The organism is Streptomyces sp. NPDC053755 (assembly GCF_040677675.1).
In the GTDB taxonomy this organism is placed as follows: Bacteria; Actinomycetota; Actinomycetes; order Streptomycetales; family Streptomycetaceae; genus Streptomyces.
The window spans coordinates 1-23430 of sequence record NZ_JBFASK010000013.1 but is presented as its reverse complement, the minus strand read 5'-3'; the positions used below and the strand labels follow the sequence as shown (position 1 = coordinate 23430).

General features: G+C 73.1%; 18 protein-coding genes and 1 pseudogene. 10 read left to right on the top strand and 9 right to left on the bottom strand.

Going from position 1 to position 23430, the window contains the following annotated elements:
• The first annotated feature begins 138 nt into the window (after nt 1–138).
• The 4 genes from AB0K65_RS15125 (at nt 139) to AB0K65_RS15110 (ending at nt 3571) form a co-directional block, all read left to right on the top strand.
• Nucleotides 139–480 (top strand): DUF5713 family protein, encoded by a 342-nt coding sequence (locus AB0K65_RS15125; protein ID WP_365716433.1) that lies wholly within the window; start codon nt 139–141, stop codon nt 478–480.
• A gap of 304 nt (nt 481–784) precedes the next feature.
• A complete protein-coding gene (locus AB0K65_RS15120; RefSeq protein WP_365716431.1) occupies nt 785–2794 on the top strand; it encodes an ATP-binding cassette domain-containing protein in 2010 nt (669 codons plus the stop codon).
• 46 nt (nt 2795–2840) lie between these two features.
• Nucleotides 2841–3437 (top strand): NUDIX domain-containing protein, encoded by a 597-nt coding sequence (locus AB0K65_RS15115; protein WP_365716429.1) that lies wholly within the window; start codon nt 2841–2843, stop codon nt 3435–3437.
• Complete coding sequence (locus AB0K65_RS15110; protein ID WP_365716427.1) at nt 3434–3571, top strand: hypothetical protein; 138 nt, start codon at nt 3434–3436, stop codon at nt 3569–3571. Before AB0K65_RS15115 ends, AB0K65_RS15110 begins: the two co-directional genes overlap by 4 nt.
• Nucleotides 3572–3867: 296 nt before the next feature.
• Here AB0K65_RS15110 and AB0K65_RS15105 read toward each other — a convergent pair whose 3' ends face one another.
• The 3 genes from AB0K65_RS15105 to AB0K65_RS15095 form a co-directional block, all read right to left on the bottom strand.
• Entirely contained in the window at nt 3868–6975 is a 3108-nt protein-coding gene (locus AB0K65_RS15105; RefSeq protein ID WP_365716425.1) for a hypothetical protein, read from the bottom strand.
• Nucleotides 6976–8838, bottom strand: a complete 1863-nt coding sequence (locus tag AB0K65_RS15100) for an HSP90 family protein (protein ID WP_365716423.1) — start codon at nt 8836–8838, stop codon at nt 6976–6978.
• A 493-nt stretch (nt 8839–9331) separates the two neighbouring features.
• A complete protein-coding gene (locus AB0K65_RS15095; protein WP_365716421.1) occupies nt 9332–10309 on the bottom strand; it encodes a hypothetical protein in 978 nt (325 codons plus the stop codon).
• Between the two features lie 187 nt (nt 10310–10496).
• On the opposite strand from AB0K65_RS15095, the gene AB0K65_RS15090 reads away from it, so the two are divergent.
• Both AB0K65_RS15090 and fabV read left to right on the top strand, forming a co-directional pair.
• Nucleotides 10497–10694, top strand: a complete 198-nt coding sequence (locus tag AB0K65_RS15090; protein WP_365716419.1) for a hypothetical protein — start codon at nt 10497–10499, stop codon at nt 10692–10694.
• A 390-nt stretch (nt 10695–11084) separates the two neighbouring features.
• Nucleotides 11085–12293 carry an enoyl-[acyl-carrier-protein] reductase FabV gene (gene fabV, locus AB0K65_RS15085; RefSeq protein ID WP_365716417.1) on the top strand — a complete coding sequence of 403 codons (1209 nt, stop codon included), beginning with the start codon at nt 11085–11087 and terminating at the stop codon, nt 12291–12293.
• A 90-nt stretch (nt 12294–12383) separates the two neighbouring features.
• On the opposite strand, the gene AB0K65_RS15080 is transcribed toward fabV, so the two are convergent.
• From AB0K65_RS15080 to AB0K65_RS15070, 3 genes are read right to left on the bottom strand one after another with little or no spacing between them, the layout of a single operon-like run.
• A complete protein-coding gene (locus AB0K65_RS15080; protein ID WP_365716667.1) occupies nt 12384–13661 on the bottom strand; it encodes a cation:proton antiporter in 1278 nt (425 codons plus the stop codon).
• Nucleotides 13662–13712: 51 nt separating this feature from the next.
• Nucleotides 13713–14054 (bottom strand): DUF3140 domain-containing protein, encoded by a 342-nt coding sequence (locus tag AB0K65_RS15075; protein WP_365716415.1) that lies wholly within the window; start codon nt 14052–14054, stop codon nt 13713–13715.
• Nucleotides 14054–14281 carry a DUF2945 domain-containing protein gene (locus tag AB0K65_RS15070; RefSeq protein ID WP_365716413.1) on the bottom strand — a complete coding sequence of 76 codons (228 nt, stop codon included), beginning with the start codon at nt 14279–14281 and terminating at the stop codon, nt 14054–14056. Before AB0K65_RS15070 ends, AB0K65_RS15075 begins: the two co-directional genes overlap by 1 nt.
• Before the next feature lie 855 nt (nt 14282–15136).
• On the opposite strand from AB0K65_RS15070, the gene AB0K65_RS15065 reads away from it, so the two are divergent.
• Entirely contained in the window at nt 15137–16924 is a 1788-nt protein-coding gene (locus AB0K65_RS15065) for a hypothetical protein (protein ID WP_365716411.1), read from the top strand.
• A 308-nt stretch (nt 16925–17232) separates the two neighbouring features.
• Complete coding sequence (locus tag AB0K65_RS15060; RefSeq protein ID WP_365716409.1) at nt 17233–19029, top strand: protein kinase; 1797 nt, start codon at nt 17233–17235, stop codon at nt 19027–19029.
• Between the two features lie 118 nt (nt 19030–19147).
• Here AB0K65_RS15060 and AB0K65_RS15055 read toward each other — a convergent pair whose 3' ends face one another.
• Entirely contained in the window at nt 19148–19276 is a 129-nt protein-coding gene (locus AB0K65_RS15055; RefSeq protein WP_365716407.1) for a hypothetical protein, read from the bottom strand.
• Nucleotides 19277–19493: 217 nt separating this feature from the next.
• On the opposite strand from AB0K65_RS15055, the gene AB0K65_RS15050 reads away from it, so the two are divergent.
• The gene (locus AB0K65_RS15050) at nt 19494–20132 is read left to right on the top strand and encodes an HAD family acid phosphatase (protein WP_365716405.1); all 639 of its coding nucleotides are present in this window, start codon (nt 19494–19496) and stop codon (nt 20130–20132) included.
• A 96-nt stretch (nt 20133–20228) separates the two neighbouring features.
• Here AB0K65_RS15050 and AB0K65_RS15045 read toward each other — a convergent pair.
• Nucleotides 20229–20439: pseudogene (locus tag AB0K65_RS15045) on the bottom strand (HGxxPAAW family protein); the annotation flags it as partial.
• 561 nt (nt 20440–21000) lie between these two features.
• Between AB0K65_RS15045 and AB0K65_RS15040 the strand changes: the two are divergent.
• Nucleotides 21001–23052, top strand: a complete 2052-nt coding sequence (locus AB0K65_RS15040) for an NAD-binding lipoprotein (protein ID WP_365716403.1) — start codon at nt 21001–21003, stop codon at nt 23050–23052.
• A 110-nt stretch (nt 23053–23162) separates the two neighbouring features.
• Here the strand turns inward: AB0K65_RS15040 and AB0K65_RS15035 are convergent.
• Nucleotides 23163–23430: SH3 domain-containing protein (locus tag AB0K65_RS15035; protein WP_365716401.1), on the bottom strand; the 268-nt coding region annotated here is incomplete at its 5' end.

Below are 23430 nucleotides of genomic sequence, written 5' to 3'. Positions count from 1 at the left end.
CCGCGAGTGAGTGCGGTGACGCGGCTCGCCGACGCGTCGGCCGGGTCCCTCGGGAAGGGCTGCCCGGTCGGCGCGTCGTCCTGTCAGTGGTGGGGTGCATGATCGGCGCATCGGTTCCTCCACGGGAAGGGCATCACTGTGCCGGTCACCAACCAGCGGACGGCGGGGCACGCGTTTCTGCGGCACCTGTACGCGGACGTGTACTACCCCGATCACGTGCTCGACAAGGGCCGGGCGATCCTGCTGCGGCTGTGCGAGCGGATCGAAGCCGGGCAGCCCTCGGACCTGACCGCCCTCTACGCTCTCACCCACGCCGCGACGGAGGAGTTCAACGATCTGGAGGCGGAGTTCGAGGCAGCCGGAAGCGAGATCGAGACGGTCGCCCGCGAGGAGATCGCCGAGGACTTCTGGTTCGTCGCGTCGGCCTACGGTTTCGAGGACGCCGACGCGGAGGAGCTGATCGCCCCGCGGGAGTGGTGAACGCCGGCGCGAGGCCGTCGCGGCACGGCGCGCGGAGGCGGTCGACCGACCGGTCGACCGCTGCGGCGAGACATCGGCGTTTCGGCCAACTCCGTTCTGCGGCATGGGCCTTGACCGGCAAGGGTCCGTGTACCGAGCACGCTCGCCCGCCCGCTCTGTCGCGCGGTTCCCACCTCGACCGAAACACGTGTGTTCGAAAGGCGGGGACCTCTCGTTGACCTCCACAACTGCCTGACGGTTCGTTCCAGGAGGTCCGCATGTGCCCCTCGCACGCCCTTTCCGCCCACCCCACGAGGTGGGCGGCATGAGTGACGACACCCGCACGGAGGCCGCGGACGGCACCGTCCCGCCGCCACGGAACGCTCCGCTCCCTCTGCCGCCCCGGGCCGTGCCGAGCGGTTCCCCGGGCGAGGACATCACCGAGGAGATGGAGGAGACCTACTGGTCCGTCCACGACGGAGCCTCCGCCGAGGCGACGGTACGCCAGGTCCTCGTCCGGCTGCCCCGGATCGCCCGGCGGATCGGCCGGCTGGCCTGGCGGGCCGATCGGCGTGCGACGGCCACGGTGGTCGTCTGCCAGCTGGGTTCGGCGGCGATGACCGCGTTCGGACTGATCGCGGGCGTCGCCGTGCTGCGCGAGCTGTTCGCCCAGGGGCCGACACCCGACCGGGTGCGCGCCGCCGTCCCCCAGGTGCTGCTCGTGGTGGGGTTCCTCGCCGCGCGGGCCCTGGCGGAGGCGGCGGTCGCGGTGGCGCAGGCGCGGGTGACCCCGAAGATCCGGACCGCCCTGGAGAGCGAGTTCTTCCGGCTGACGGCGCACGTGCGCCTGGAGGTGGTGGAGGACGCCGACTGGCACGACGAGGTCTACCGCGCGAACGACCGGGGCCTTTTCTACGCCCGGCAGATCGTCGCCCAGGTGGTCTCCCTCGCCTCGGCCCTCCTCAGCCTGACCGGCACGATCGGAGTGCTCGGCGTCCTCCACCCCGCTCTGCTCCCCCTGCTCCTGCTGTCCGTCCTGCCCGTCGGCATGGCTGCCGTCCACAGCGCCCGGGCGAGGTTTCACTCCTTCAAGCGCTGGAACGCCCTCCAGCGGCGCGTGCGCGTGTTCTCATGGCTGCTCCTCGACCAGGACGCCGCCGCCGAACTCCGCTCCGACACGGCGCAGGGTGCGCTCCTGGACGAGCACCGGCGCCTGATCACCCGTATCGCCGAGGAGGACACCCGTCTGGGGGTGCGGGCCGCCCTGCTCAATCTGGCCGGACGCGGAGTCGGCGGTCTCGGTACCGGGATCACGTACGGCGCCCTCGGCGCCATGCTGATCGCCGGCTGGCTCCCGCTGGCCGTCGGCGCGGGAGCGGTCCTCGCCATCCAGGTCGGACAGACCTCGCTCACCCGGCTCGTGGAAGTCGCGCACCTGCTGTACGAGCACGCGATGTGGGTCGACGACCTCCTGGCCGTCCAGGAACGCTGTCGCGGTCTCCAGCAGCGCACCTCGGACGTGCACGCCCCGGAGCGGGTGAGGACCATCAGCCTGGAGCAGGTCTCCTTCACCTACGCCGGGCGGGAAGCCCCCGCGCTGAACGGCGTGTCCCTCACGCTCAGCGCCGGCGAGACCGTCGCGTTCGTGGGGCTCAACGGCTCGGGCAAGAGCACCTGCGCGAAGGTTCTCGCCGGGCTGCACGACGTACAGCGGGGCCGGATGTGCTGGGACGGTGTGGACGTACGCACCATGGACGCGCGGTCGCTGCAACAGCGGGTCGCCTGCGTCCTCCAGGATCCGGTCCGCTTCCCCTTCAGCGCGCTGTCGAACGTGACCGTCTCTACGGGCAGCCTCACGGAGGCGGATCCCGGACGGGCCCTCGCCGCCGTGAGGGCCGCGGGCGCAGACCGGGTCGTCGAGGCGCTTCCCGGGCAGTGGGAGGCGCTGCTCTCCAAACGCTTCCGCGGCGGACAGGAACTCTCCGGCGGCCAGTGGGCCAAGATCGCCGTCGCCCGCGGGCTCTACAAGAACGCGGCCCTCCTCCTGCTCGACGAGCCGACCGCGAGCATGGACCCGCCCTCCGAACACGCCGTCTACGAAGCGGTGCTGCGCGGCCGGTCGCGCGAGGACCAGATCACCGTCCTCATCTCCCACCGGCTCGCCAGCGTCGTCGACTGCGACCGCATCTACGTCTTCGACGCCGGCCGCATCGTCGAGTCCGGCTCCCACGACCACCTCATGGGCCTCGGAGGCGCCTACGCCCGGATGTTCACCCTCCAGGCCGGCGGCTACCAGCCCCGCGGCGCGGCGCCCGTCGAAGGGACCGCCTCATGACGACCACCCCACCCCGGCCGGACGCCACCGTCCGGCGAGGAGCCTCGTGAGCGGGGGCGGGCGGCATACCGAGCCGCTGGACGTGCACCTGATCGCGCGCCGCGACGGGGTACGGGGGCCGGAGGTGCTGATGTCGCGGCGGGCCGGCGACGTGTACGCCGCCGGGATGTGGCACCTGCCGTCGGGCCACCTCGACGGGCCGGAGGAGGACGTCGTCACCGCTCTCGTCCGAGAGACGCGGGAGGAGACGGGGCTCGGCGTGGATCCGGCCGATGTGCTCGCCGCCGTCACGGTGCATCACCGGGGGCCGGGCGGAAGGGCGCGCGTCGGATTCTTCTTCGAGGTCCGTCGCTGGCAGGGCGTCCCGGGTGTCATGGAGCCGGACGTGTGCGACGCCATGCGGTGGTTCGCCTTCGACGGCCTGCCGGAGCCGATGGTCGCCTACTGCAGGGCCGGTCTCGACGCCTACCGGGCCGGGGCCCGGATCGCGGTGCACTTCCAGGAACCAGGGGACGCCATCGCGTACGACGCGGCGGCGGACCGGCTGCGCCTCGTGGCCGACGGCCGACGGGGCGGGCGGCCGCCCGGCGCGGCGCGGGAGTCCGGCGCCGGGCAGCTCGCAGAGGAAGGGGAACGGACATGAGCGAGACGTGGCCGCCGCCCGAGGAGTACGCGAAGACGCTGCCCAAGGCGTCCCCTTTCGGCAGCGTCCTCTTCACCGACCAGGCGGACCGGCCCCCGCACCTCGCTGCCGTCTACGGCTCCGACCACCTCTGACAGGGCCCGGCGGAACGACCGGGCAGGGCGAGCGGCCGTGGGACACGCCCGAGCACCGGGGAGTGCCACGACGCCTCCGGCCCCGCGGTCGTCCCGCGGGGCCGGAGGCCCTGAGGCCGTGTCCGTGAGGTCTCGCCCGGGTCGCGGCGCCCCGGACGCCCTCCCCGTAGCCCCACGGGAGGTGCCCCCGGCCGCGTGTCGTCGGTCGTCATACCTCCCCTTCCGCCTTGCGAGCGCACGGGCCGCACGCCGCGGCCCCGCCCTCCGGGCGGACGCCGATACTCTCCGGACCCTCCCTAGCGGTTCAGAAAGTCCTGCCGCAGGGCGTCGAGGATCTCGGCGGCCTCGGGAAGCTCCGCCTGGCGGCACCGCGCCGCCGCCGTCGTGAGACGGACGATGGCATCCTTCACGCGGTCGAGGCCGTTGCCCTCGATCAGGGCCGCGATCCGGACCGCTTCCGCACGCGGCACCTCGCCGTGCTCCCCGCCCTGTTCGTGGGCGGCGATCGCCGCCTCCGCCTCGGCCAGGGCCTCCGGGAAGCGTTCGGCCTCCGCCAGGACGCGGGCCCGGCGGTAGTGCACCGTGCCGGCCTCGTACCAGGGCACGAATCCCTCGGTGTCCTCAGGCACGGCGGTCCGGACCCCGTCGGCCTGCTTCAGGTGGTCCAGTGCGGTGTCGAGGCCGTCGGCTCCCCGGGACAGCATGGTGAGGCGCGCGAACTCGCACATCATGTGCGTGATCAGGGACGGGTGGGGTGCCTCGGCGTGGGACGCGACGGCGCGCGCGTACGCCGTGGCGGCCGCGTCCCAGCGGTCCGCCATCGCCAGGGCGGTGGCCGCCTCCGCCGCCACCAGCGTGTGGACGACCCGGTCGTCACGCCACCCGGCGACGGTGTCCGCGAGGCGCAGGAACTCCTCGGCCGCCGGCAGGTACTCCTCCAGGTCCCGCAGTCCCCGCGCCAGGGACAGCCGCGTCTGCGCGAGCACTCGCTCGTCGAGGCCGGAGGACGTCTCGTCGGACAGGACGGATTCCAGGACGGCGACGGCGTCCGCCTGCTGACCCGTGCGGGCCAGGACGTCGGCCAGCTGGAGCCGCACGTCGGTGGCCTCGTCGTGCGCCCCGGCCTGGTCGAACCGTGCCGCGGCCTCCGAGAGGTGCCGCACCGCGCCGCCGTGGTCGCCCAGATGCGACGCCGCGTGACCGAGCAGCGCGTACGTGGGTGCCAGCGGGAACTCCGTGTCGTCGTGGCGGACGGCGTCGGCGATGGCCTGGTGCAGCAGCTCCACCGCCTCCGCCGGCTCGTTCCTGGCCAGCAGCGTCTGGGCGAGCAGGGCGCGCGGGCGCGATCCGCGCCAGGGCCGGCCGGCGGCCTCGATGTCCTTCAGCGCCGCGCGCAGCTCGGTCTCTGCGCTCGCCACGTCACCACGCCGGCCGGCCATGTCGGCCACGAACTGCCGCGCGTTGGCGACCTGATGGGGGACGGACAGGCGCTCCGCCTCGCGGCGCAGCGTCGCGGCCTGCACGTCGAACCGCTCGACGGCCGAGTCGGTGGGCTCGGGCAGTTGTGCCAGCGCCCCCTGGTAGGCGGCGAACGTGCAGGAGTACAGCACGCCGAGGTACTCACGTACGCGCTCCGCGGCCCTCTCGGCCATGGGCTCCGGCTCCCCCTCCCCCGGGTTCTCGCCGGTCAGCGGAGCCCGGGTCATCAGGAGTTCCACCGCCCGCAGCGCTTCGTCGAGGCCGGCTCGGACCGTGTCCCGCACCGCGCCGTCCGTGACCGGAACCGCGTCGAAGACCCCGGCGTCCACGCCGTCGGCTCCCTCGGCGCTGTCGTTCCCTTCGGTGCCGTCGTTCGCTTCGGTGCCGGCCTCGCCCTTCGTGCCGTGCGGGCGGTTGCCGGGGGCCGCCTCCCAGGCGAAGGCACGCGTGCGGGCGGAGAGGGCGTGCCAGGGCATGCCGACCCCTTCGAACAGCTCGGCCGCCCGCTTCAGCTCGGTGATGCTCTCCGCCTCGACGTCCTCCTGCGACAGCAGGTGGGCCCGGTGCTCGGCCAGCTCGGCACGGAGAAGGCCCTCCGGGCCGAGCCGCTCGTCGTGCGGGGTGTTCGCCTCGGCCAGACGCTCGGCGACACGGCTCCAGAGCCTGCTGCCGCCCGGATGGCCCTCGGCCGACAGACGCCGTGCCTCGCGTACCAGGGAGACGAAGTCCTCCGGGATCTCCGGCAAGGCCGCGGTGGCGATGGGGGCGGGGACCGCCGTCGGATCCCCGGCGGTCGAGCGCGGGACGGTGGTCCGCAGTCCGAGCGGCAGCGGCTCGTCGAGCAGCGGGATTCGGGCGAGGCGCGCCTTGCGGTGGTCCCCGACCGCCGTGGTGCCGTTGCGGGCGTCGAACGCGGCCGCGAGCCGGTCCGCCTCGGCCCGGGCATGGGCGAGGAGCGCCGAGGCGGTCCAGTTCCGCCCGGGCGGGCCGGCGACGGCGGTGTCGGCGTGCCCGTCGTCGACGAGACGGGCCAGCAGCACCTCGACACCGGTGAGGAAGCCCAGGCGGGCCAGCGGCGCGCCGGTCGCCTCGAACAGCGGCCGGTTCTCCGCCAGGATCTCCAGTCCGCGCCCCTCGTTGCGCGAGAGGGCGCAGAACTCCAGGTGGAGTCCGACCTCTTCCTGCATGCCCGTGTTGCCACGGACGCGCCGGTAGCCGGTGAGATGGTGGGAGCGGGCCTCGTCCCACCGGGCCGCGTCCGCCCGGCCCGTGCGCAGCAGCGGCAGCAGGGCGCGCGCCTGGCTCATCTGCGGTTCCTCGGTGCAGCCCATGGCCCCGTCGAGGACCGGTCGCCAGCTCGCGAGGGCCGCGGCGTCGTCCCCCGCTGCCATCCGGTGCCAGGCGAAGTGCCGGGTCTCGCAGGCCTCGCAGTCGCTCAGCTCGGTACGGGGCCGGGTGGCCCACAGGTCGTAGGCGGTGTCGGCGTCGAGGCCGGTGTGGGCGGCCACGTGGTAGCGCATCGCCGCCACCGGCTGCATGCCGTGCCCGGCCTTCTCGTAGCGGGTGCGCATCTGGTCGATCCAGCCGTGGATCGTGGCCAGGGGCACTTCGGGTACCTGCAGCAGGGACGTGGTCACCCACTTGAAGCGCCAGAAGACCTGGTGGGCCTCCCACTGGCTGAAGGCCTCGGGCGCGGTGTCCCACAGCTTGAGCAGGCGGGCGAAGGTGACGGGCGACTTGCGGTGCTCGCCGGTGAACTCGTACGCCGACATCAGTTCCAGCAGGGCCGTGACGAGGACGTCGTGCTTGTCGAACGGTTCGGCGGCCTCGACCAGTTCCTCGGCGGTGATGGTGCGCTGCAGGCCGTGGGGGCGGTCGTTGTTCTCGCGCAGCGCCTCGACCACGGCCTCGGGGGTGTCCAGCATCTACAGTTCCTTCCGGGGCTCGGAGCCGGGTTCCGCCGTGCCGGAGTGGTGCATGGCGTGGGTGAGCAGGCCGATGAAGGCCCGGTTGAGCAGGGCGCTCTCGCTCGCCCGGAGCGGGCGGCGGCTGAGCAGCAGCGCCTGGCCGTAGAGGGCCTCGGCGGTCGTCACGGCCAGGCCGCGTTCCGTGATCGTGATCGCCTGGCGTACCAGCGGGTTGAGGTGGTTCAGGACGAGCTGGGCCCGGGGGGTCTCGTTGCGCAGGGAGCCGAGGATGTCGGCCCACAGTCCGTCGCTGTCGGCGGCCAGGCCGGCCCTGGTCCGCTCGTGCCGGGCCTCGCGGTTGTCGAGCAGGAGCGCGGGCGCGGTGACCGGCTGGAAGTCGCGCAGGACGACGTCGCAGTCGTGGACGCCGATCGTCTCCCGTGCCACGGCGAGGAAGGCCGCCGCACGCAGTTCCGCGGTCGGGTCCACGGCGTCGAGGTGCGCGGTGACGGTGGCGGGGTCGAGGTCGGTGACGGACGTGCCGGGCCGGATCTCGGGCAGCCGGAGCACGAGGTCGCGGTCGTAGGTGTAGCCGCCGTTGACGACACCGAGGCCGGCGGCCGCGGCGATGGGGGCGACCTGGCGGAACTCCTCCACGCTGCGCGTGACCAGGAGGGTCGGGTGCGTCCGCGCGAACTCCTCGAGCGTGACGTTGCCGTCGGTGGTCTCGAACGGCAGCCAGGGCAGCACGATGCGCAGCAGTTCGTCGTCGTAGCGGGCGAGCGCCTTGACCGCGAGGTGGTGCGTGTCGATGAAGCGGTGCAGCAGGGACGGGTCGCTGGCGGCGAGTCCGGTGAGCCAGTCACGGATCCGCTCGCCCAGGGCGTCGCGTACGGCGGACAGGGTGCCGTCCTCGTACAGCGACTCCCGGGACGCCGTCGGACGCAGACTGGTGGTGTCGACCACGCAGCGGACGAAGAACGCCCAGTCCGGCAGCAGCTCGGGCGCCTGGTCGGTGAGAAGCATCCCCTTGAGGTGCACCCGGTGCCCGGCGCGCTGCGCCGGGGAGACGGCCGTGGGCAGGACGTAGGCGACGCCGCGCAGTCCTGCCGCCGGGAGGTCGAGCTCGATGGTGTCGAGGGGGGTGAAGTCGAAGAGTCCGCGGCAGTACGCGGTCAGCGCCTCGCGGCGGGCGAGCGGGGAGCGGTGGGTCTGCTCCCACGGGGGCGTCTCGTTGACCCGGTGGGTCTCGCCCCGAGGGCCGACGACGGTGACCTCGTGGCGCAGGAGGCCGCCGTAGTGCCGGGCGAGGGATACGACCCGCTCCGGGCTCGTCCACTCGGCGTTGTCGGCGCGCGGGACGAGGCGGACGGTGGTGCCCGGTTCGGGCATGGCCGAGGCGGGGAGGGTGCGGATCGTGTAGCGGCCGTCCGAGTGGCCACGCCACTCGACGGCGGGCGCGGCCGGGTCGGCTGCGGAGCGGCTGAGCACGGTGATCTCGTCGGCCACGACGAAGCAGGCGAGCAGGCCGATGCCGAACTGGCCGATGAACTCGCCCCGGGCGGCGTCCAGCCCGGCCCCGTCCAGGGCGCCTTCGGCGGTCCGCTTGGAGCTGCGGCCGATGGTCGCGAGGAAGCGGTGGACGTCGGCTTCGGTCAGGCCGATGCCGGTGTCCGTGACGGTGAGGGTGTCACCGGTGCGCACGGTGATGGTGGCGGGCGCGCCGGGCGTGGCGGCCTGCCGTGCGGTGATGGCGTCGACGGCGTTCTGCAGGAGTTCGCGCAGGTAGACGCGGGGGCTCGAGTAGAGGTGGTGGGAGAGCAGGTCGACGAGGCCGCGCAAGTCGACCTGGAAGGAGTGAGTGGTCTCGGAGTGAGGCACCTGGCGAAGTCTTTCGGTGGGCGCTCCCGCGGTACGAGCGAGCGGGGGCGGGAGCGGGTACGGACGGAAGCGGTACGGAGGTACGGAGGTACGGAAGTACGGAGGTACGGAAGTACGGAAGTACGGAGGTACGGAAGTACGGGGCCGACGACGAGGCGGCCGTGTCGGACGGACGGGCCGACGGGCCGACGGCGACGTGGCCGCGTCCGGGGAACGGGCCGTCGGAGGCCGTGTACGGTCACGGCCTCCGACGGCCGCGTCGGATCCGGCGAGCGGACGTGTCCGCGCCGAACGGACGGCCGGGGTGTGAGGCCGACGACGGACGGTCCCGGTGCGCGGCTCCGTCGCCGTGGCCGACGGCGCCGACCGCGCCGGCGATGCGTCGCGGCGGCCGTGACCGCGAGGCGACCGGCCGAGCGCCGTGCCCGTGCGGGCCGTCGGCGACCGGCGGCGCCCTCGGAGCCCGACACCTCGGACCTCGTCGTGCCCCGGCTCAGCGCCCGGCTGCCGAACGCTGCTGCCGATAGGCCGCGGCGGGGTCGGAACCGTTGATGTAGTACCAGGGGAACTCGCTGACGCGGCCGTCCGTGACGCGGAAGCACTCGCGCGCCGCTTCGCGCTCCCCGGCCAGCGCGAAGGCCATGGCGAAGGTGTTGAAGACCTGGTTCCACAGCCCTCGGCGGACGAAGTCCGGATGCCGGATCGAGTGGTCGGCGGCCTCCCGCAGCGACGTCCTCACCTCGGGCCGGCCCATGTAGGCGGCGTCGGCTCCGTCGTCGAGGGAGAGCCACTGCTCGAGGTGGGCGATGGCGACGAGCTGGCCCAGGAGCGTACCGCCCGGTGCGCCGAAGGCGGACTCACGTGCGAAGGCGTGCATCCCCTCGTGCGAGCCGCCCCATTTGTCGCAGACCTGCTGCAACTGCTGCTGGTGCGCTCCCAGGTGGTGCGGGTCGCGCCGCACCGTCGCCTCGAAGCGGCGGCGTGCGACGGCCTGACCGACCTCCAGGCCGCGGCCGCTGGTCTGCAGGGCGTGCCAGGGCGAGGTCCACTGCGGCTCGCGTTCGGCTGCGTCGTACAACCACTGCTCGGCGGTGCGCAGTCGTTCGTGGAACAGCTCGAACTGCCGACGGGAGACGTCCTTCGCCCGGGCCCCCGTGCGGGCCTCCCAGCCCCAGTTGACGTGACGGACCCCTGCCACGAGGCGAGGCAGCGCTGCGTCCGGTTCCGCTTCGATGACGGGCGCGATCCAGTGCTCCACGTCGGCGGTGTCGCCCACGGCCCACAGCAGCTCCGTGCGGTCCTCGCTCTCGGGACGCGCTTCGAGCACGTCCCGCACCGTGGCCCAGTCCGCCGCCTCGGCAGCCTGCCGCACACGCCACACATCGGGATCGCCGGAGTCCTTCTGTATCTGCGCGACGGGCCGTCCTGTCCACTTCCCCAGCGTGAGCCCCCAATCGCGGAGCAACGCCATGTCCCCACCCCTTGTCATGTTCGAACGGGGAGGTCGATGATCACCCTCAGCCCGCCCCGTGGGTGTAGTGACTATCACGCGCGACCGACAATCGCACACCCGTATCCATGTCGAACGGGTCGGCGATGATGCCTGCGGGCGGCCTGGGAGAATCGCCGCGACCGTAGGACTCGTACAGGGGTGGAAAGTGACCGTTCTGGTACTGCTGGGCGTCGTGGCGCTCGTCGTCGGCGGGTGCGTGTGCGTGGTGTGGGCGGATCGCGGCGGGCCCGGGTGGGTCCGCGCCGTGGCAGCCGGCACGCTCGCCGCCGGCCGGCTCGTGCGCCGGACCGGCCGGAACGGGCGCCGGGGCCTGGGCCGCAACGGAGACTCGAGCGGGGACTAAGGCGGCTGCGCACGTAGCGCCCTCCGCCCGGAGGGCGGGCGCCTCGGCGTCCGGTGCGTGCGATCGCCGGGCGGAGGATCGTCCTCGTGCAGGGGGAGGACTCGGACGATCCCGACAACGCGGCGAGCGGGCGTGCCAGGCGGCGCGGGACAGGCGGGGCTTTCGCAACCCGCCCTGACTTCGGGCACGAAGGGTGACACCCGGCTGGTCGCCGGCAGCCCGCCGGGCCGGTCGCCCCGCCCGCGCCAGTGGGAACCCTCCAAGCGCGCCCCGTCATCCTTGTGCCGGTCAAGATCACCACCATCCTCCGCACGCGCGCAGACTTGCGGGACGGGGTGGCCGAGCCGGCCGCCGCGACCTTGTCCGTGACGACACCCGGGACACCACATCGTGAGCGAACGCGTCATCGTGCCCAAGAGCCGGGGCTTCCTCTTCCTCGACTCCCACCCCGGCGGCTGCCGACGGCTGGTGGAGGAGATGTGGCGGGCCGTGCCCGCGCCGGCGGCCCCCGGAGGCGAAGGACCGGTGGCCCTGGTCATCGGCTCGTCCGCCGGGTACGGCCTGGCCGCCACGATCGCGGGTCTGGCCCGCGTCGGCATCCGCGGCATCGGCGTGTGCTTCGAGAAGGCACCGGCGAGGCGCACCGGCACGGCCGGCTGGTACCGCACCGCCGCCACCGCCCGGCTCGCCCGGCAGCACGGACGGGACATGGTCTTCCTCAACGGCGACGCCTTCGGCGACGCGGTGAAGGAGCAGGTGGCCGACCTCCTCGTCGAGCGGTTCGGGGGACGGCTCGACTTCCTGGTCTACTCGGTGGCCGCGCCTCGCCGTACCGACCCGGACACGGGCGAAGGGTACGCATCGGTCCTGAAGCCGATCGGCTCGCCGTACACGACCAAGACGCTCGTCTTCGACGAGTCCGGTGCTCCGGAGGTGAAGGAGATCACCGCCGCGCCGGCCGAGGGCGACGACATCGAGCAGACCGTGGCGGTGATGGGCGGCGCCGACTGGGAGCGGTGGATCACGTTCCTGGCCGACCGGGGCCTGCTGGCCGACGGCTTCACCACCGCCGCGCTGTCCTACATCGGCTCGCCGCTCACGGCGGCGATCTACCGTCAGGGCACCATCGGCGCCGCGAAGGCCCATCTCGAGGCCACCGCACGCGTGTTGGACGAGCGCCTCGGCAAGACCGTGGGCGGCCGGGCGGTGACCTCGGTCAACGCCGCCGCCGTCACCCAGTCCTCCACCGCCGTTCCCGGCATCGCCCTGTACGTCGGACTGCTGCGCGGCGTCCTCGGCGACGCGATGGTGGCCCCGATCGGTCAACTGGTGGAGCTGTGGGACCGGCTGACCGGCGCCCGCCCCCTCGACTGCGACGACGAGGGCCGGGTCCGCCTCGACACCTGGGAGCTCGACCCCGCCGTGCAGAGCGCCGTCGCCGACCGCTGGTCCACCGCCACCAGCGACACGATCGGTGAACTCGCCGACCTCGACTGGTTCGGTGACGAGGTGCGCCGCCTGTACGGCTTCTCCGTCCCCGGCTTCGACTACACCGCCGCCGTCGAGACCGACGTCCCCTGGCCCACTCCCGCCGCCTGACCCCGCCGCGCCGCCCCCGCCCGCCGCGTACGGCGCGGTCGGCGCGGTCGGCGCGGTCGGCGCGGTCGGCGCGGTCGGCGCGGTCGCACCTCAGGGAGGTGCGGGTGAGGTGCGCCGCAACCGGTCGAGGCGCCGGATGACCGGTGTCGCCGCGACGCCGTGCAGGACGACCGAGATCAGGACGGCGAAGGCCACCACCGCCCAGAGCTGCCGCGCCTCGTCGGCCACCAGGGAGGTGCCGTGCCCGAGCGCGTACGCGAGGTAGAACAGCGAGCCGATGCCGCGGATGCCGAAGAAGGCGGTGACCGTCTTCTCCCTGGGCCCCGCCGCGAACCCGAGCAGACCGAGCAGGCCCGCGACCGGCCGGACCACGAGGACGAGGAGGACGGCGACCAGGGCGCCCTGCCAGGTGAGGGCCGGCAGGCCGTCGGTGACGAGGAAACCTCCGAGGAGGAAGAGCAGGCACACGGTCAGGAGCCGCTCGATCTGCTCGGTGAACTCGTGCAGCACCCGGTGGTAGCCGTGGCTGCGCTCGGCCGCGCGGATGGTGCAGGCGGTCACGAACACCGCGAGGAAGCCGTAGCCGTGGAGCAGCTCGGCCGCGCCGTAGGCGAGGAACGTGGCGCCCAGGGCGACGAACCCCTCCATGTGCTCCGACAGCCGTAGCGCGTTCGCCTGCGCGCGGAAGAACATCCGGCCGAGCAGACGCCCGGCGACGAACCCGACCGCCACGCCGGCCGCGATCTTGAAGAGGACGTCGACGAGCAGCCACCGGCCGATCCACTCGCCCGACCAGCCGTCGCCGGCCGCCGTCGCGAGGGCGAGGGCGGCCAGGACGAACGGGAAGGCCAGGCCGTCGTTCAGCCCCGCCTCCGCTGTGAGGGCGAAGCGGACCTCGTCCTCGTCGTCCTCCGCGTCCGTGGGCTCCCCCACTCTCACCTCGGCCGCGAGCACGGGGTCGGTCGGTGCGAGGACCGCGGCGACGAGCAGGGCGAGCGCCGGCGGCCAGTCGAGCAGGAGGGCGGCGAGCAGGGCCGTACCGGCGATGGTCAGGGGCAGGCTGATGCCGAGCAGGCGCCAGGGGCCCGCCCAGGCGCGGCGGCCGAAGGGCCGGTTGAGCGCCAGGCCCGCCCCCATGAGCGACACGATCACGCACAGCTCGGTCGCGTGCTCGACCCACAGCCGGTCCCGCACGGGATCCACCGTCGGCACGGGCAACGGCAGCACGGCCACCAGCGCGCCGGCGGCGAGGAACACGATCGGCATGGACAGGGGCCGCTTGAACACGAGCCTCGGCACGACGGCCGCGCCGAGCGCGCCCAAGCCCATCGCGAGGTAGACGCCATCGGAAAGGATCACCCGGCCCATCCTGTCCGAAACGGCCCTCTTCATGCGTGTCCGCCGAGGCGTCCCGACGGGTCATCGCTTCGGGTCGTGGCCCCAGTTCATGAGGGAGTAACGCCACCGGGTGTCGGTGACATCACCGCTCGGTCGCTGTCTGACGTGGCGGTGGACGTATCCGGTGACCTTGCGCATGTGCGCCAGGTCGTCGTCGCTGAGATCGGCCTTCTTGGTGCGGAGGAGTTCGACGATGCGCCTGCCGGACGCGTGCCCGACGCTCTCGCCTCCGTCGCTCTGTCCGACGCTCCTGGACTCGTCGGTGGCGAGCCACTTCTCCAGCCGGCCGGCGGTCATGTTGACCGCCTCCTCGAAGGCGGAGACGATCTCGTCCCGGTCGTCGCCCTGTTGCCTGCTCGCCATCAGGAGCGCGAGCCCTTCTTGCGGAGGGCGCCGGGCTTGTGCACGGCGGAACGGCCGGACTTGTCGCTCTCCACCTCGTACTGCGGCTCCTCCTTCGAGGCGTCGACGGTCCGGCCGGCTGCCTGGGTGCGGTCGGTGATCTTCTTCTTGACCTTGCCCGTCACGGTCTGGCCATGGCTCTTCCAGGAGACCTTGTCCCCCTTGCCCAGGCCGTCCTTCTTCGACATCGCGTTCTCCTTCGGATTCCCGGTCACACCATCCCGGCGGCACGGCGCGCGGGGCGGTTCCTAGAGCCCAGGTTGCTCCCGTACGCCCCTGTCCGCACGGGGAAAGGCAGCGGAGGAGTACGGCCGGGCATACGCACGGCGCGGAGGCGGCCGGGCCGGTGCCCCGCCCGGGTGCCGGGCGCGTCGGGGTGAGCGTCAGCCGTTCGGGGAGGTCGTCAGTTCGGGCGCATGGCGGTCACCGGAGGCGATTGCCGCGGGGGCGACCGCCTCGATGGCCGCGAGGTCGTCGGCGGTGATGGTGACCGGTGGCGGCGGCGTTCTCCTCCAGGAGGCTGCGGCGCTTGGTCCCGGGGACCTGCACCGCTCCCCGGTGCAGCACCCGGGCGGGCGCGAGCTGCGACGGGGTGACCGACTTCTCCTCGGCGATCCGGCGCGCCCGGTCGGCCGGGGGAGCGGCGGAGCGGCGGACGTACTCCGGCGTGCCGCTCCGGCCGGCCGTCTCGGAACCGACGGGTGAGCGGGACGCGGCAGGTGCGCCGGGGGCGCCGGACGCCGGCGCCGCGGAGAGCGGCGGGGGGATGGCCCCGACCGCCAACACCGGTGCGGCCGGGTCGTTTCGGCTTCCACTTTCTTCGGGTGCCACCGGTCGACGTCCATGCGCTGCCGCGGGGAGGGCAGTGAGGCGGACACGGCCCGGGCCACGTTGCGGGATGTGCGACGGGGTAGAAGAGTGGGTCCTGTACACGCCTGCGCCACGTTTGAGTGGTAAATCTCCGTGGCCCCGGGCCGTCGCCGCCCTCAGGGACGGGCATCACGGCGCCGAGAAGTCTGTGCCCAGCACATTTGGATCCGACCATGTCCACCATCGCCCAGCACCATGTTCTCCGTTTCGTGGGCGCCTCCTGCCTGGCTGCGGTGCTCGCGCTGTCGCCGGGTCTGGCGAGCGCCGAGGCGGCTTCCCCGGCCCGCGCCCCGGCGTTGGCCGCGGTACCCGCCGCACCGCCTCCGCCTCCGCCTCCGGGGGAGGAGGAACAGCCGCCGTCACCACCGGAGGAGGAGCAGCCCCCGCCGCCACCGGAGGAACAGCAGCCGCCGGAGGAGGAGCAGCAACCCCCGCCGCCGCCACCGGAGGAGCAACAGCAACCGCAGCCGCCCAAGGACGAGGAGGAGCAGCCCCCGCCGCCGGAGGAGGAGCAGCAGCCGCCGCAGCCGCCCAAGGACGAGGAGGAGCAACGTCCGCCGGCCGAACAGAACGCGGAGCTGCGGAAGCAGACGCCGGAGCTGAAGCAGGGAGTCCAGGAACTGGCGAACCAGGAGGGCGCCTCCCCGGAGGTCAAGGAGACGGCGGACAACCTCAGCAGCACGCTGAAGGTGATCGAGGACCCGAACACACCGCTGGCGGAGCGGGTGACGCTCGCGAACATCGTCGAACAGTCGACCGATGTCCTCGCAGGCGTCGAGAAGTCGGCCGCGCCGCCTGAGGTCAAGGCGACGGTCACCAACACCGTGAAGCAGTCGACGGACGTCCTGGTGGACGTCAGGGAGTCGAATGCCCCGGCGTCGGTGAAGGTGGCGGTGACCAACACCGTCGAGACCACCACGACCGTCCTGGTCGACGTCCTCAAGTCGAACGCACCGGCATCGGTGAAGATCGCGGTGTCCAACACCGTGAAGCAGTCCACCGACGTCCTGGTGGACGTGCTGAAGTCGAACGCTCCCGCGTCGGTGAAGGTGGCGGTCACCAACACCGTCGAGACCACCACGACCGTCCTGGTCGACGTCCTCAAGTCGAACGCCACACCGGCCGTCAAGGTGGCGGTCACCAACACCGTCAAGACGTCCACGAGCGTCCTGGTGGACGTCCTCGCCTCCAACGCCCCGGACTCGGTGAAGATCGCGGTCACCAACACCGTGACGACCACCACCACCGTCCTGGTCGACGTCCTGAAGTCGGGCGCTCCCGCGTCGGTGAAGGTGGCGGTCACCAACACCGTGACGACCACCACCACCGTCCTGGTGAACGTGCTCAAGTCGAACGCCCCGCCCGCCGTCAAGGTGGCGGTCACCGACACCGTCAAGACCTGCACGAGCGTCTTGACCGACGTCCTGAAGTCGGGTGCCCCCACCTCGGTGAAGGTCGCCGTGGCGAGCACCGTGACGACCACCACCAACGTCCTCGTCGGCGTCCTGAAGTCCAACGCCTCGCCGGCGCTGAAGGTGGCGGTCACCAACACCGTCAAGACCACCACGAACGTCCTGGTCGACGTGCTGAAGTCGGGCGCCTCGCCGGCGGTCAAGGTGGCGGTCACCAACACGGTGAAGACGACCACGAGCGTGCTGGTGGGCATCCTCGGTTCCAGCGCGCCGGCCTCGGTGAAGGTGACGGCGACGAATGTCGTGAAGACGACGACGGAGATACTGGTCTCGTCCCTGAAGCCGGGTACACCGCCCGCGCAGCAGGCCGCGGCGACCGACTTCGCGAAGCAGGTGAACGACACGATGAAGGTGGCCCAGAGCCCGGACTCCGCGCCCGCGCAACGCACCGCGGCCACGGACCGGCTGGCGGAGTGGGAGGACACACTTCCCCGGTGCCTCCAGCAGAGCCCGTTCCAGGAGTGCGTGAACACCACCGCCGGACAGTGAGGGAAGGTGGGTCCCCCGTCCTCCGGGGGACCCACCGGAAGACGGTGCCCCCGGAGATCGGAGCCGGTGACACGGGAGCGGCCCCCTGTGGCGCACCTCGGGTGCGCCGGGGACGGACCGCTCCCGCGCGCTGGAAGGGGGCGCGGGGGCCCACCATCGCCGCCGCCTCGTCCTCGGGGCCTGAGCCGTGTGCCGGGCCCGGCATACGGGGTGCCGACGCCTCTCCGCCCGGGGCGCCGGCTCGCCCCCGTCCCAGGGGTGACGCCCGGGGGACGGGGTGTCACCGGCACCGCCTACGATGACCGCCCATGAGTACGAGTGAGGACGGAAGACCACTGGTCGACGGGCGGTTCCAGCTGATCTCCCGGCTGGGCAGCGGCGGCATGGGCACCGTCTGGCGAGCACGCGACATCGCCCTGCACCGCGACGTCGCCCTCAAGGAAGTCCGTCCGCCCGACCCGGCCGTCGAGGAGGCCGACCCGGGACTCGCCGCGCAGCTGCGCGAACGGGCCGTCCGGGAGGCCCGCGCCCTGGCACGGCTCTCGAACCCGCACGTCGTGACGATCCACCACATCGTCGAACCCCAGGACGGCTCGCACCCCTGGATCGTGATGGAACTCGTCGAGGGCCGCTCGGTGTACGACCGGCTCGCCGAGGGCCCGATGCCCGTCCCCGACGTCCTCGCCCTCGGGCGCCAGGTCCTGTCCGCCCTGCGCTCCGCCCACTCGGCGGGCATCCAGCACCGTGACGTGAAACCCGCCAACGTGCTGCTCCGCTCGGACGGACAGGCCGTCCTCACGGACTTCGGCATCGCCGTCCTCAGCGAGTCGACCTCGCGGCTCACCTCCACCGGGGACCTGATCGGCTCGCCCGAGTTCATCGCCCCCGAGCGGGTGCGGGGCGAGGAGGGCAATCCGGCCTCCGACCTGTGGTCGCTCGGCATGCTTCTGTACGTGGCGGCCGAGGGCCACCACCCGCTGCGCCGCGCCACGAGCCTGGCGACGGTGGTCGCCGTCCTGGACGACCCGATCCCCGCGCCGGTCAGGTCCGGTGCCCTGGCGCCCGTACTCGAGCGGCTGCTGGTGCGCGACCCCGCGCTGCGCCCCGACGGGGCGCAGCTGGACCGGCTCCTGGCCGAGGCGTCGACCGCGACCGCACCCGGAGCGCACGCGTCCGGAAGCGCGGCACCGGCCGTCACACCCTCCATCCCGCCGACCCCCTTCACCCCGTCCGGCCCCTCGGCCCCCGCCGGTCCGTCCTCCTCCGGCCCGTTCGGTGCGCCGTATCCCCACCCCGCCTACGCGCCGCCGGGGCAGCAGGCCTGGGGCGCGCCGACCGTGCCCTCCCGCGCGGCCGCCGACGGCTTCGGCCCGCACGTCCCGTCCACCGCCGTCGCCACACGCCCGGGCCGCCGCGCCGCCGTGATCGCGGCCTCGCTCGTGCTGGCGGCCGCCGCCGTGCTGGGTGCCGTGAAACTGATCCCCGACGGCACCGCCGACCCCGGGGCCAAGGGCGGCTCGACCCCCAGCCGGGACGTGACCGGCACGGGCACGGGCACGGGGCAAGGGACCTCCTCGGGGAACGGAAGCGGGAGCGCGACGGGGAGCGGAGGCGCCGACGGCGCTGATGCCGACTCCGACGCCGCCGCGCCCCGCGGAAGCCTTCTCACCCCGGCCAACATCCGTACCGTCATCGAGGCGTTCCGCAAGGCCGGCGGCAGCACGACCCTCAAGGAGCTGACGGTATACGAGGGGTACGCCCTGGCCGCCATCCCGACCCGGCCCGGTGCGAAGACCTACGACGCGTACGAGTACCGCGACGGCGTCGCCCGCAGGACCGGCCCCGGCGGCACCATCAGCGCGACGGACGACCAGCCCTTCGACGTCGCCACCCTGCCGTGGGACAGCCTTCCGGCGCTGATGCAGCGCGGTGAGCGCGAACTGAAGGTGGAGCGCCCGACGATGCGCTACGTCATCGCCGACCGCTGGACCTTCAACGACGACCTTCCGACGCTGCGGTTCTACCTCATCAACGAATACAACGCGGTCGGCTATCTGGCCGCCGACACCAAGGGGAAGGTCGTGTCGAGCCACCCGGCGTCCTGATCACCGCCACCGGTGCCGGCCCGGCCCCCTCACGGGTGCGCGTCGAGCTGCCACGACCGACGCCGGCCCGTGGCCGCTGCCGTCCGACGTCCGGTGGTCGGCGGAGACGACGTTCGGGTCACGGGAAGAGCAGCGGTGAGAGACCTCGTACCGCTCCGAGCGACCGGCCGAGCCGGTCGGCGCTGACGTGGTCCTCGAGGAAGACCGACACGACCTCCCGCGGGTTCGCGGCCAGGAGGTCCACCACCGTCCGCATCGTGTTTCGAGCGGTAGCCGGATGCCGCCCCGTCGCGAACCGGCCACGCACGCCGCCCTCGGGACCCCACCCCGCGCCCGGCCCCACCGGGATGTCGGCGTCCGCTCAGAAAGTGGCTACCGACCGGTAGCCCTTTGGACGCCTACCGTCCAGTATTGGCCGCGAGCATGTCAACCAGTGACCCGGTCGACTCCTTGGGAGCCCCCACATGCCCTCCACCCCCCTCCGCAGACGCGCCGCCGCAGGCGCCACCGCGTCCGTCGCCTTGACCACCCTCCTCGTCGTCGGCCCGGCGCCCGCCGCCACCGCCGCCGAGAACCACACCACCCTCTCGTCGGCCGCCCTCGGCGGGGTGGACTACGCCACCTGGCGCCGTGACGTGGCGGCGGTCGTCGCCGAAGCCCGCCCGTACATCGAGGCGCGTTCCGAGGACGCCGACGAAGAGAGGCAGGCGATCGTCCTCGACATCGACAACTCCTCCCTGGAGACGGACTTCCACCCGTTCTGGGAGCTGCCCACCCCGGCCATCGCCGACGTACGCGACCTGGTGCGGGGCGCGCACGACCGCGGAGTGGCCGTCTTCTTCGTCACCGCCCGTCCGGGCATCATCTACTCCCTGACGGACTGGAACCTGAAGCAGGCGGGCTACCCCGTGGACGGGCTGTACGTGCGCTCGCTGCCCGACCTGTTCGGGCCGGTCAGCACGTACAAGACGGCGCAGCGGGCGGAGATCGAGGCCAAGGGCTACACGATCATCGCCAACATCGGCAACAACACCACCGACCTCGTCGGCGGCCACGCCGAGCGCACCTTCAAGCTGCCGGACTACGGCGGCAAGCTGTCCTGACGGACGCCGCCCTCGGCGCCGGGACGGATCGTTCGCACCGCCGCCGAGGGCGCACCGCCCTTCCCTGGCCACGACTCCCCGGCGCCCGACCGGGACTCAGGCGGCTTCGGCCGCCGGCCGCCTCACCGTCGCGACCGCGGGCGCGGAGCGGCCGCGCCCCGCCATGCGGCAGCCCACGCAGTCCGGGTGGCCCTGCGAGGCCGTCCGGTCCTTCGCGCGCCAGGACTGTTCGGCGGGCACACGCGGGCCGCTCGCCTTGCCCTTGGCCGCCCAGATGGAGCGCCCAGGTGACCAGGGCCGCCAGGACGACCTCGGCAAGCCCGGGCCGGAAGCCCGGGACCCACGCGGCGACCGTCGCACCGCCGGAGAAGGTGAGCCCGACCAGGGCGTGGCAGGTGCCCGTCCATCGCCAAGAAGCCGGGACTTCACGTCACCGACCCGACCTGCCGCGGCCACACAGCCGTCCTCGCCGACCGGTTCGAGCGCGCGCGGGCCGCGACGCAGCTCTCAGTCGACGAGATCCGGGGGCAGTGACCGGCCACGCGGGCCGCGGCGGGGTGGGCCGGTCCAGAGGGGTTGGCGCGCTGCGGGTGGACGGCGGATGCGTGGAGTCGGTCCTGCCGCGGGGCGCGCCACGGAAGTCCCGCCCGCCCCGCGACACCCGGCACGCCCCAGGCGTGCCGCCCTCGGCGCGGCCTCCGCCCCGCGCCAGGCCGGTACGGCAGGGGGGTGAGGTGTGTGCCACCTGCGGGTGAAGGGCGTGCCGAAGCCGGGCGCTCGGCGGTGCGTGCCACGACACTGGGCCGCAGGACCGAGGGACGCACGTGCCGCGAAAGCGTGTGCGTGCGGCAGTCGTTCAGGGGGACTCATGGCAGCACCACGCGCGTCCCGTACCTGGTCGCGTCTGCGGTACGGGTTCGACAACCTCATGGCCTACGGCACACCGGTGCTCATCGGCTGGCTCTCGCTGGTGTGCCTCGCGATCGTGGTCCCCGCGAGCGTGGTGCTCGTCTGGGCGGACCGTGCGGCGCCGGCCACGTTCTCCGGCCGGGTGGCGGCCGTCTGGCAGAGCGTCGGACGCACCCTGCGGCTGGGCGGTGAGGTGGGGCCGCCCCTCTACGTGGTGACCTCCGTCCTGCTGGCGCTGGTGGCCCTGCTGTTCGTGTCGGCACTCGTCGGCCTGATCACGACGGGCCTCAGTGAGCGCCTGATGGCGCTGCGGCTGGGACGGTCGGTGGTCCTGGAGCAGCGGCACACGGTACTGCTCGGCTGGTCCGACCAGGTGTACCCCGTCATCACGGAGCTGGTGGCCGCCAACGCCAACCAGCGCAGGGCGGCCGTCGCCGTCCTCGCCGACAAGGACAAAGCCGAGATGGACGCCGAGATCGCCGGTCACGTCCCCCACACCGGCACCACCCGGATCATCTGCCGCAGCGGTCCCACCACCGACCCGACGGTCCTCGCCCTGGTGAGCCCGGAGACGGCCAAGGCGGTCGTGGTGCTCCCGCCCGGCGGCCGGAACGGCGACTCGCAGGTCGTCAAGACGCTCCTCGCCCTGGACGCGACGGGTGAACCGTCCGGTGACCGTGTGGTCGTGGCGGCGGTGCGGGATCCGCGGCACCACCTGGCGGCCACACTGGCGGCACGCCGGCACGGGCACGTGCTCAGCATCGACGACATCGTCGCCCGGCTGCTCGTCCAGACCTCGCGCCAGCCCGGCCTCTCCCTCGTCTACCAGGAGCTGCTCGACTTCGCGGGCGCCGAGTTCTACGTCGTACCGGCGGGCGCCCTCGCCGGCCGCCCGTTCGGCGAGGCCCTGGGTGCCTTCGCCACCTCCTCGGTGGTGGGCCTGGTCCACGCCGACGGCACTCTCGCCGTGAACCCGTGCCCGGACACCCGGATCGGCGCCGGCGACCGGCTCGTCGTCATCGCCGAGGACGACGACACGGCCCCGACCGCCGTCCCCGCTCCCACCGTCGGCATCCTCCCCGCGGCGCGCTCCCGCCGTGCGTGCGCGGCCGTGCCGACGGCGGACGCCGGCCGGTCCGCCGGCACCCTCGCACGGCGCACGCCCCTCCCGCCCCCGGCGCCCGCCGTGCCCCTCCCTTCCGTCCCGTCCGCGGGGGCCGTGGACCGGGACGCGATCGTCACCGTGCCGCCCCGGACGCGGGCGGCCGAGCGGCTGCTCCTGCTCGGCTGGAACCGGCGTGCCCCGCTGATCATCGAGCAGCTCGACCAGTACGTACGGCCCGGCTCCACCCTCGACGTCGTCGCCCTGGGTGACGACGCCACGCTCGACGCGGTGTGCACCGCCGGCGGGGCGCTCAGGCACCTGTCGGTGAGCTTCGTCGGCGGCGACGTCACCGAGCGGCGGACACTGGCCCGGCTGGACGTCCCGTCGTACGACAGTGTCATGGTCATCGGCGACGAGAGCCACCCCACGACGGAGGACGCGGAGACGGACGACCGGACGCTGGTCACCCTGCTCCACCTCCGGGCCGTCGAGGAGTCGGCCCGACGGGAGCTGCCCGTCATCACGGAGATGACCGACGACCGCAACCGCCTGCTGGCGCCGGTACGCCAGGGCGCCGACTTCATCGTCAGCGGCCGGCTGATCAGCCTGCTCATGACGCAGATCGCGGAGAACCGGCATCTCGCGGGCCTCTTCGACGAGCTCTTCACCGCGGACGGCAGCGAGATCCATCTCAAGCCCGCCGAGGACTACGTCCTTCCGCATCGCGAGGTCACCTTCGCCACCGTCGTCGAGTCCGCGCGCCGTCGTCGCGAGTGCGCCATCGGATACCGCCTGCGTGCCGCGTCCTCGACGGGCCCGTCCTACGGCGTCACGGTCAACCCGGACAAGCGGGGGACGGTGCGGTTCGAGCCGGGAGACTGCGTGATCGTCGTGGCGGAGAGCTGAACGTCACGCACGGCGTCCGTCCCTCCCGAGGGTGTCCCGGGAGGGACGGACGCCGGTGCCGGGCAGGGAACCCGGCGCCTGTGCCTGCCTGCCGGTCAGGGTGCCGGGTGTCAGCACGGGGTGGGTACGCCGCCGGTCTCGTCGCCCTTGAGGTAGATGCCGCTGACGTAGCCGACGCCGCCGGCGTTGAGGGGCAGGCGGATCCACTTGTCGTTGGTGACGCCCTCGGCGGTGATCTTCTGTCCGACGACCCAGCAGTGCGCGGGATAGGACTGGTTGGGGTACACCTTGCTGACGATGTTGCAGGTGGTCGAGGCACACGAGCGTACGTTGGCCTCGGCCCACGCCGTCACCGACGTCCCACCCCCGCCACCACCG

Bases quoted from the DNA above. Each gene is read 5' to 3' on its own strand.
- AB0K65_RS15120 (WP_365716431.1), top strand. From the start codon at position 785: ATGAGTGACGACACCCGCACGGAGGCCGCGGACGGCACCGTCCCGCCG.
- AB0K65_RS15110 (WP_365716427.1), top strand. From the start codon at position 3,434: ATGAGCGAGACGTGGCCGCCGCCCGAGGAGTACGCGAAGACGCTGCCC.
- AB0K65_RS15105 (WP_365716425.1), bottom strand. From the start codon at position 6,975: ATGCTGGACACCCCCGAGGCCGTGGTCGAGGCGCTGCGCGAGAACAAC.
- AB0K65_RS15095 (WP_365716421.1), bottom strand. From the start codon at position 10,309: ATGGCGTTGCTCCGCGATTGGGGGCTCACGCTGGGGAAGTGGACAGGA.
- AB0K65_RS15080 (WP_365716667.1), bottom strand. From the start codon at position 13,661: ATGGGCCGGGTGATCCTTTCCGATGGCGTCTACCTCGCGATGGGCTTG.
- AB0K65_RS15075 (WP_365716415.1), bottom strand. From the start codon at position 14,054: ATGGCGAGCAGGCAACAGGGCGACGACCGGGACGAGATCGTCTCCGCC.
- AB0K65_RS15070 (WP_365716413.1), bottom strand. From the start codon at position 14,281: ATGTCGAAGAAGGACGGCCTGGGCAAGGGGGACAAGGTCTCCTGGAAG.
- AB0K65_RS15065 (WP_365716411.1), top strand. From the start codon at position 15,137: ATGTCCACCATCGCCCAGCACCATGTTCTCCGTTTCGTGGGCGCCTCC.
- AB0K65_RS15060 (WP_365716409.1), top strand. From the start codon at position 17,233: ATGAGTACGAGTGAGGACGGAAGACCACTGGTCGACGGGCGGTTCCAG.
- AB0K65_RS15050 (WP_365716405.1), top strand. From the start codon at position 19,494: ATGCCCTCCACCCCCCTCCGCAGACGCGCCGCCGCAGGCGCCACCGCG.
- AB0K65_RS15040 (WP_365716403.1), top strand. From the start codon at position 21,001: ATGGCAGCACCACGCGCGTCCCGTACCTGGTCGCGTCTGCGGTACGGG.